The sequence below is a fragment of the Vreelandella venusta genome, from assembly GCF_007989605.1.
In the GTDB taxonomy this organism is placed as follows: Bacteria; Pseudomonadota; Gammaproteobacteria; order Pseudomonadales; family Halomonadaceae; genus Vreelandella; species Vreelandella venusta.
The window spans coordinates 71881-81368 of record NZ_BJUL01000014.1 but is presented as its reverse complement, the minus strand read 5'-3'; the positions used below and the strand labels follow the sequence as shown (position 1 = coordinate 81368).

The 9488-nt window shown below is 51.8% G+C and carries 7 protein-coding genes; 4 read left to right on the top strand and 3 right to left on the bottom strand.

Annotated elements, in window-relative coordinates; genetic code table 11:
• A partial coding sequence (locus tag HVE01_RS15010) for an Ig-like domain-containing protein (protein ID WP_146944934.1) occupies nucleotides 1-2164 on the top strand: 2164 nt, incomplete at its 5' end.
• A gap of 104 nt (nucleotides 2165-2268) precedes the next feature.
• Nucleotides 2269-2592, top strand: coding sequence for a tryptophan synthase subunit beta like protein (locus tag HVE01_RS15005; protein ID WP_089037379.1), 324 nt, complete (start codon nucleotides 2269-2271; stop codon nucleotides 2590-2592).
• Between the two features lie 52 nt (nucleotides 2593-2644).
• On the opposite strand, the gene HVE01_RS15000 is transcribed toward HVE01_RS15005, so the two are convergent.
• From HVE01_RS15000 to HVE01_RS14990, 3 genes are all read right to left on the bottom strand, one after another.
• Nucleotides 2645-4549 carry an EAL domain-containing protein gene (locus HVE01_RS15000; protein WP_146944933.1) on the bottom strand — a complete coding sequence of 635 codons (1905 nt, stop codon included), beginning with the start codon at nucleotides 4547-4549 and terminating at the stop codon, nucleotides 2645-2647.
• Between the two features lie 14 nt (nucleotides 4550-4563).
• Nucleotides 4564-5268 carry a transglutaminase-like cysteine peptidase gene (locus HVE01_RS14995; RefSeq protein WP_146944932.1) on the bottom strand — a complete coding sequence of 235 codons (705 nt, stop codon included), beginning with the start codon at nucleotides 5266-5268 and terminating at the stop codon, nucleotides 4564-4566.
• 128 nt (nucleotides 5269-5396) lie between these two features.
• On the bottom strand, nucleotides 5397-6068 hold the full coding sequence (locus tag HVE01_RS14990; protein WP_146944931.1) for an arylesterase: 672 nt from the start codon (nucleotides 6066-6068) through the stop codon (nucleotides 5397-5399).
• On the opposite strand from HVE01_RS14990, the gene HVE01_RS14985 reads away from it, so the two are divergent.
• Both HVE01_RS14985 and HVE01_RS14980 read left to right on the top strand, forming a co-directional pair.
• Nucleotides 6067-6900, top strand: coding sequence for an ABC transporter ATP-binding protein (locus HVE01_RS14985; protein WP_146944930.1), 834 nt, complete (start codon nucleotides 6067-6069; stop codon nucleotides 6898-6900). The genes HVE01_RS14990 and HVE01_RS14985 overlap by 2 nt on opposite strands.
• Nucleotides 6893-9457, top strand: a complete 2565-nt coding sequence (locus tag HVE01_RS14980) for an ABC transporter permease (RefSeq protein ID WP_146944929.1) — start codon at nucleotides 6893-6895, stop codon at nucleotides 9455-9457. Before HVE01_RS14985 ends, HVE01_RS14980 begins: the two co-directional genes overlap by 8 nt.
• The last annotated feature ends 31 nt before the right edge of the window (nucleotides 9458-9488 follow it).

The window sequence follows — 9488 nt, the reverse complement described above, 5'->3', positions numbered from 1 at the left end:
GCCGACGGTTAACGTGGCACTGCAGGGCGCTGGCGACGACGATGTCTACAACATCGATGAAATTGCTGCTGGCGAGCCAAATAGCGTCGAAGCCTTAGTGACGTTCCAAGCAGGTACTAAGGTTGGCGATACGCTGGTCGTTAAAGATGCGGGCGGTAATACGCTGACTACTGTAGTGCTGGATCAGGAAGACATTAATAACGGTGTTACTGTTTGGGTGGCTGTGAGCGAAGGTGCGACTAACGTAAGCGTTAGTGCCACGGTCACGGACCCTGCGGGTAATAGCGACAGCGATGATGACAGTAAAGACGTCGCCAACGTAGCTCCAGAAGCCACGATCACGATAGATGCGCTCTTTGGTGGGGATGACTTCCTGAGCAATAGTGAGTCTAACGAGGGGCACTCCATCAGTGGTTCCGTTGGTGGAGATGCGAAAGCTGGTGATACGGTTGAAGTCACGGTTGGCGGGCAGACTTATGTCACGCAAGTCAATCCAGATGGCAGCTCGTGGGTAGTGAATGTTTCCAGCGATAAAGTAGCGGGGCTATCTTCTGGAGATGTGACTGCTAAAGTTGTAGGAAATGACCAATTTGGCAATACCTATGAGGACGAGACTGATCGGCCGTTTGAGGTTCAGCCGCCTGCGTCGCTCAATGTAGGAGGAAACGGAGATAACACCATTGAAGGTGGTGGCGGTGACGATGTCATCCTAGGCGACCGTGGAGGGAAGGTCACGATTGTAGACCCCGCCACTAACTACAACATTTCTTTGATTGTTGATACGTCCGGGAGTATGGATAGGCCATCTGGCACTCCAGGGTTGGATAGAATGGAGCTGACAAAGCAAGCATTGACCCAATTGGCTCATCAATTGAAAGACCATGAAGGAACTATCAATGTTCAGCTAGCTCCCTTTGCCAGAGATGCAGGAAGTGGCGTCACTATTGAAAACCTGAATGCCAGCAATGTGCAGAGCCTTATTGACGCTATTGATGATCTCGACGCCAATGGTGGAACCAACTATATGGCTGGTTTCCAGAAAGCGGCTGATTGGTTTAATCAGCAGAATGCTAAACCTGATGCGGCTGATTTCGAGAATCTTAGCTACTTCTTAACCGATGGTGATCCGACCTACTACTATAACTCCTGGGGTGGCGTGAGTGGTTCAGGTAATTCAACCAGTTACGACGTGTTCAAAGCTTCGGTGGATGCCTTTGCCGAGCTTTCTGGTTTGAGTTCTGTGAATGCTATTGGTGTTGGCACCGGGATATCGCAAGATTATCTTAAGTTCTTTGATAATACCGATTTAGCTGGAACCGCTACGGAATGGTTTGGCAGCTGGAATAACTGGCGGAGTGTTACTGGTCCAGTCGGTGAAGTAGATATTGTTAATACCGCTGCTGATTTAGCTGCGGCCCTTGAGGGAAGTTCTGAGTTCGATGAACTTGAGCCCTTAGGTGCTGACGTCATTACTGGAGGGCAGGGAAATGACATTATCTTCGGTGATACTGTCAATACCGACCACCTCGAATGGACGAACCAGGATACAGGTGATGTCTTCACTGCAGGAAGTCACGATGGCTTGGGTTATCAAGGGCTGCGAGAGTTCCTGAAGTGGGAAGTTAATAGCGGCACGGTGCCTAACGATGAACAGATTCTCGACTATGTTCGGGAAAATTGGGAATCCTTAATCGATACTGCTCGTGCTGATGGTGGTGGTAATAGTATCGACGGTGGCGCTGGTGACGACATCTTGATCGGCGGCGCCGCTAACGACACTCTCATTGGTGGCGAAGGTAACGATCTGCTGTTCGGTGGCCTCGGCGCAGACACCTTCAAGTGGGAGTTAAACGACAAAGGCACTGCGGATAATCCTGCCATTGATACAGTGATGGACTTCAATGCGAGTCAAGGCGATAAACTGGATATTGGTGAGTTATTGGATTATGAAAACGGTGACTCGCTAGATGCCTATATTGTCGCGGAGGAAGACAGTGGTGATACAGTGCTGTATGTCAACTCTGAAGGAGGCTTGGCAGGCGATAAGGAGAATGCTGATCAAGTTATTCGTTTGGAGGGTAAGAGCTTCTCTGACTTTGGTGGTGGCGGATCACAGGATGTCATCCTCCATATGATCCAAAATGGCAAGCTAGATATCGAATAACCTTTATCTACCCCAACAGGCCGCCCAATGGGCGGCCTCGTAGTTTTCAGTGACGTGTTACGTTTAGCGACACTTAAGCGCTTTTACTTACAGAGGAAGCCGCTATGCTTTACATCAAACGCAATGCCCAAGGGGAGATCGTGATGCTCAGTAAGGAGCCATCGCCTGAGTGTAATGACACTATTAATGATGATTCGTCAGAAGTGTTTGCTTTTCTAGCTGAGCAAACGGGGCAGTCAGCACAATTTATTGCATCGGACTTAGCGTTTGTACGGGTAGTGGAAGATATGCTTGAAGTGCTGCTAGAGAAGGGAGTGCTTAGTTTTACTGACTTACCTTCGGCAGCGCAGAGTAAAATCATGGAACGTAAATCATTGCGGGCGAAGAATGATGTCAATTTGATTAGTGATGATGGTGGTATTATCTAACACGGCGTTACAGGATAACGCCGTGTTATTTTGGTTGATTTAGCGAAGCTGCTTACACGCGCACGCCTGGGCCAGTCGCTCCGTCAACGCCTACGCTGAAGAGGTTTTCCAGTTCGGCTTGTCCAGTAACGCCCTCCGCTATCACCTGAATGCCAAGGGAGTGGCATAGGGTGGCCATACCTCGCACGATGGCTTGCTGCTCATGAGACGTGTGAATCCCCCCGATCAAGCTGCTGTCTATTTTTAGATAGGCAAGGCCGGTGTCATGCAAATCGGCAAGCTTGGTGAATTCTGCCCCGACATGTTCAATGCCAAACCGGCAGCCTAAGGGCCTTAGCGCGGCACATAGGCCGCGAAGGCTACCAATAGCGTGGCTGTTCAACATAGCGGGCACTTCGAAGCACAGCTGTTTGGCAAGTTGAGGTTGTTTTTCGAGCAACATTCTTAGCTCAATAACAAACTCAGCATTAGTAATTGATGCAATTGAAAGGTTAATACCAAGAGCGTGTTCTGGGTTGTAAGCGAGTTGCTCAAGGGCTTTCTTAACCACGGCAATATCGAGCGCGGCCTCTAAGTTAAAGCGCGAAATCCAGGGAATAAACATACCCGCTGTTTGCCAGTGATTGGCAAGCTCTAGGCGAGCAGGGCATTCGTAATGGAGTATGTCATGGTGGGCATCAATAACTGGGAAATAAGCGAGCTGGGGCCCCACTGCAATCGCAGTATTTAGCGCCGAACGCCATTCGGCATGATTGCCAAAGAGAGAGTTATGTTGATGCTCTCGTATAGCCACAGTGGTGTGGGCGCTCGCGCTTTCGGCTTCAGCCAGAGCGTCATCTAACGTAGCCAATAAACCGCTTCGATCATCATGAGGGGTGTAGGCCACCACAGCGGTTGGCAAACGCATGCCGATATTGGGTGCCTTGAGCGCGATGGTATCGAGTGCTTGGTGAAGGCGCGGTGTGAGTGCGCTGGTATCTGCTTCTAAAGGCAGCATGAGGATAAAATCACTACCGTTTAATCGCCCAATCAGCGCCTCTTCTGGCGTGGGGGCCAGTTGGGAGAGTTGTGAGACTAATTCACTGAGTAACTGATCAGTGGCCTGGTGGCCTAGCTGCTCATTAAGGATTTCAAGTGACTCCACTCTGGTCATTATCATCAGCCCTGTTGCGCGGGCATCTTCGCTCCCCAGTAACGATGACAAACGGCCCATAAACACATCGCGATTGAGTGCCCCTGTGACACGGTCGTGTTGCAGATGGCGACGTAGCTCATCCAGTTTTTGGCTTTCCTGGCTGAGCATTTGGTGCACATTCGCAGACAAAGCGTTCATTGCCTGGGCCACTTCGCGTAGTTCTAATGTGCGGGGTTCTTTAATAGTGGTAAAGCGCCGAGCGCTGATATCTTTTGCTTGGGCGACAACACGTACAAGAGGGTGCTTTATGCCGCGCACCACAAGGGTGGTGATGGCGAGACTGATAGCACCGGCCAGTAAGAACCAGCCTGTAAGCTCAAGCATGATGCGCCATAAAGAGGCATAGGCGAAACTGTGCTGGCTTTCGAGTTCAAGCGTACCGAATTGTCGCCAACCGTCTTGAATAGTTGCCGTACCGATCGGCACATCAAAGTGAATAACGTTGCGGAACCAAGCAGGTACGTCACCCCTGTATTCGTTGGCTGAACGCTCAATGAGCACCTGCCCTTCGGTGTCTCGCAGGGTAATGCGGCGATAATAGCCAGTATCAAACTGTGCGGAGGTTAACAGTTCGAGCGTCACCACGTCCTTATCGAGCTGACTCATGGAGAGTGCCAGTGCCGTTGCATTATCTTCGTTTTTAATGCGCACTTCCTGCTCAATATAGTCACGGCTCGAGGTGATGCTGATCGCAAGGCTGCCGATAAACGAAAGCAACAGTAGCGCAATAATAGCCAGCCAGAGCTGTTTAATCAGCGACATAGTGCTTAATCCTCTTAAATAAAACCTTGTGATTGCATTCGTTCAACGACACTGCGCCAGCGTGATAACCGCGCTAACGGGTCGGCACGTGATTGCGTTGTGCCTCCAGCCCATAACCCTTCGCTATTAAAGCTGAACACTGGGTCTAGGTCGGTGCGCTGAGAAGCAGGGGTGATAGAAGGCACAATATTATCAAGTACTAATGGCTCGGCGCTGGGCGTTGAGTAGTAGCCAAGTACCATATGTGCCTGGGTGATCTGACTGCGGCCAATGCGTGCTCGAACATAAATCATGCGCAGGCTTTCACCGCTAACACCTAGTTGCTTCAAGGTGATGTACTTAGCAATGGAGTAATCTTCACAGTCGCCTTGTGCTTTACCCATGGCCTCTAATGGCGTCGCCCAGTAGTCCTTTTGTCCCCATACGTGGATATCATCAATCCAACGGACTCGGCGATTAAAAAAGTCATTGACCTCGCGAAGTTGCATTTGCACCTCTTGCCCACGCAAACGCTCCAACATGGCAAACCACTCTTCTAAAACAGCAAGACCGCTTTGGCCATACTGTTGCTGCATACTCTGCCGTAAACGTTGGGGGTTGAAGGCGGTTGCAGGCGAAGCGTGAAAACCTAACCCCGCCCCCAGCACAACCGCGCCGACAGTAGCTAAAAACTGTCGACGTGAAAGTTGCTTAAATGGAGGGTGAGTGAGTACAGGCATAAACGCCAAGAGCAATGGTTAATAAGTATTAGACTACAAGCTGCGGCGTTGAAGTGCACTCTTTCCTTAGCGCTATCTCCTGATTAGAAAGTGCTCGCGTTAAACGATGAAATGAGGCTGTCGCTATCTTATTCGGCGGATGCTTGAAATACGCTGTTGAGCAGTGGTTCAAGTGCTGGCCAAACGTTGTCTAAAATAAGTGGTTGAGCTGCTGCGGTGGGGTGGATGCCGTCGTCTTGCATCAGTTCTGTATTAAGCGCTACGTTTTCCAACAAGAAGGGCACCAGAGGTACGTCGTACTCATCAGCTAGCGAATGAAAAACACCGGTAAAGGCATCACGGTAGGCTTGGCCATAGTTGGGAGGAATATCAATACCGAGCAGCAGTACATCAGCACCCGCCTGCTGGCTTTGTTCAATCATGCTAGCTAGGTTAGAGCGCATTTGAGTAGGCGGTAGGCCGCGTAACCCATCGTTGCCACCAAGCTCCAACAGAACGATATCAGGCTGCTGTTGTCCGATAATGCTAGCTAATCGTTGTGCACCACCGGACGTCGTTTCACCGCTGATACTGGCATTGATAACGTCTGCTTCATCTTCTAGACGCTCAGCCAATAACGTGACCCAGCCCATTTCTTGCTCTATGCCATAGGCGGCACTAAGACTATCGCCCATGACTAAAAGGGTGGGGCGTTGGTCGGCGTTGAGTGCGGGTGCGCTAAAGATGACTATCAGTGCTAGCAACCCTCCGGTTACCATGCGATTCAGTCTTTGCCACGCTACAGGGATGCCACGCTTCATGTCTTACTCCTCTGATCCACAAGCCAACTTGGACCCAACAACTAATTTACCCGCTGATAATGCCTCTTCGCATCAGCCTACCACCGACACTATCATCGCTAGTAATGTTCCTCACAAGCAAGTTCACCAGCCCGTATTACATGCTGAAAAACTTTCTAAACAGGTGAAAAGTGGTGAGCGTTCGTTAACTATCTTACACGACCTTTCGCTTAGCGTGGCCGCGGGGGAAAGTGTTGCCATTCTTGGTAAAAGCGGTGCTGGCAAGTCGACCCTGCTTGGGTTGTTGGCCGGGTTGGATACCCCCAGCGATGGTGAACTGATGCTATTTGGCCAGCCGCTAAGCCGCATGGATGAAGATGGGCGTGCCGCACTGCGTGCAGGAAGAGTTGGTTTTGTATTTCAAAACTTTCAGCTACTACCGACGTTGAGCGCATTGGAAAATGTGTTACTGCCGTTGGAGTTGTCGCCCCGAGCGGGAGAGACGCAGGCGGCGACTCAATGGCTTGAGCGGGTCGGACTTGGCGAGCGCGCAGAGCATCTGCCTAAACAGCTTTCGGGAGGTGAACAGCAGCGCGTTGCCATTGCACGCGCGTTCGTTACCGACCCTGAACTCGTCTTTGCCGATGAACCAACAGGTAACCTTGATTCCGAGACGGGCGCACAAATTATTGACCTACTGTTTACGCTAAACCGTGAAGCGGGCACGACGCTCATTTTAGTGACCCACGATCACGCACTTGCCCGCCGCTGTGACCGCTGTTTGCGTCTAGCTAACGGCCAGTTAATACCGTTCGAGCCAACCGCTACTGTGGGTGGGGGTGGCGATGAGTGATATAAACTGGCGGCTTGCAGCACGTAGTTTGAAACGTGATTTACGTGCCGCTGATGTTCGCGCGCTGTTTGTCGCACTAGTGTTGGCAGTTGCCGCTTCTACCATGATCGCTTTTTTTTTAGACCGCCTAGAGCGTGGGTTAGAGCGCCAGGCAAGTCAGATGCTGGGCGGCGACTTAGTTCTCGAACAGCGCGAGCCATTCTCTGAGGAGCTACGCACGACGCTAGAGCAAGCGGGTTTTACGCTGAGTGATCAGGTTGATCTGGTGTCAATGATTAGTCGCGGTGAGCGCTTCCAGCCAGCTAGCTTGAAAGCGGTGGATGATGTTTACCCCCATTACGGCGTTTCCCATGTGGATCGTGGGAATGGGGTTGAGCAGATTGCATCAGGCCCACTGCCTGGGGAAGCTTGGGCAGACCCTCGGTTAGCGCAACTGATTGATATTGCGATAGGCGACCGTGTTCAGGTGGGTCAAACAGAACTGCTGATTAGTGGGATTATCGAGCGCGAGGCGGATCAGTCGGCTGGTTTTAGTAATTTCAACCCTCGTTTAATGCTCAATACCGCCGACTTAGATGCAACAGGATTGGTGCAGTTGGGGTCACGGCTCGAGTTTGAACTACTGGCTGCTGGGCCTCCTGCAGCACTGGAGCAAGTGCAGGCCTTGCTGGCCGAACTAAGGCGTAATGGGGTAGATGTACGCGATGTACGTGTTGACCGTCCTCAGTTAGGCAACGCGCTTCAACGCGCAGAAAGTTATCTGGGGCTCGCCGGATTGGCCGCAGTACTGTTAGCAGGGGTGGCAGTGGCTATGTCGACTCGCCGTTATGTTGAGCGCCACCTGGACACCGCCGCGTTGCTACGTTGCTTCGGCGCTAGCCAAAATCAGCTGGTGACTATTTTCACCCTGCAATTAATGGGGCTCGCATTAATAGCGGCAATTATTGGCGCGCTGTTGGGGCTTATTGGTCAAGCTGTGCTGTTGTGGCTGTTAACTAGTTTTTTACCTATGACGCTGCCACCCCCTGGGATTATGCCGCTCTGGCTGGGCATTTTTACTGCGCTTGCGGTGTTGGTTGGGTTTGCTGGCCCCACACTGTTACGCATTAAGCGTGTCAGTGCGTTAAAAGTGTTACGCCGTGAGCTTGACCCGTTGCCGCCGTCTGCTTGGCTAGTCGTGGGCGTTGCGAGTCTCGTGTTTGGTGGTTTGTTGTGGCTTTACTCAGGTAGCTTTTCGCTTGCCCTGGCGCTACTCATTGGCGGTGCGGCCCTGTTAGGGCTTCTATGGATGGCTAGCACGCTGTTGCTGGACGGTCTGTTGAAAGCTGTTCAGCGGCTCTCCGGTGGAAGTGAGTGGGGCCAAGCGTTTCGGCTGGGCGGCAGGCAGTTGGCTCGCCGAAAGCAGGCCGGGCTTGGGCAACTGCTGGCGTTTTCGGTCACGTTTTTTGCGATGGCGATGATCGTACTTGTGCGAGGTGATCTATTGTCCACCTGGCAAGATCAGTTGCCAGCGAATACCCCTAATTACTTTGCTATTAATATTCAACCCAATGAACGGGATGCTTTTGAACAAGCGGTTGCGCCGCGGGTGGAGACCCAAAGCACCTTATACCCGATGGTGCGTGGAAGAATCACTGCTATTAACGGTCAGCCGCCTATAGAAGCCGTTCCTCCTGACGCCAGAGGTGATAACTCACTACGCCGTGAACTGAATCTTACCTGGCAATCGGAGTTGCCCGAAGGTAATCAGGTCGTCGCCGGAGAATGGTTTTCACAACCGAGCGAGCCTCAGGGATGGATGAGTGAGGTAGAGGCCACGCCTCAGGAAGCTTCTCACGTGGTGCCCATCTCCGTGGAAGATGGACTAGCAGAGCGCCTTGGCCTTGGGTTAGGCGACGAGCTAACCTTCTCCGTCGGCGGTGATACGATCACTACCCGTATTGAGAGCTTGCGCAGCCTTAACTGGGATAGCTTTAACCCGAATTTCTTCGTTATTTTTCCACCGGGCGTGCTTGAATCGTTTGGGCATAGTTTTATCACCGCCTTTCACTTGCCAGAACAAGAGCAGGGCTTAATCCGACAGCTAGTCAATGATTTTCCAGGTGTCTCACTGCTTAACGTGGATGCCATCTTGGGCCAAGTGCGTGAGGTACTTACCCAGGTCACCCGAGCAGTAGAGCTAGTGCTTATGCTGGTTCTGATGGCTGGCGTTAGTGTGCTTTATGCAGCACTGACGGCTAGCCGGCCGGTACGCGCCCATGAGAGCGGCTTGCTGCGTGTATTTGGTGCAGGTAACCGAATGATTTCACGGGTACAAGGCGCTGAATATGCGCTGCTTGGTTTTGCCAGCGGTTTGATGGGGGCCTTCCTTGCAGAGTTCGCCACTGCCGCGCTTTATCTCTATTGGCTTGATTTAACACCGCGCCTACATGTGAGCTTATGGCTAGTGCTGCCCTTCGGAGGCGCATTACTGATTGGCATTATCGGACATGCCCTCTCTTATAGCCTGCGGCGTCAAGCGCCTGCGGCGAGCTTGGGGTTGCTTGGTGAGGCTTAACAAAACTTTACCAAATGCTATGCTTAGCGCT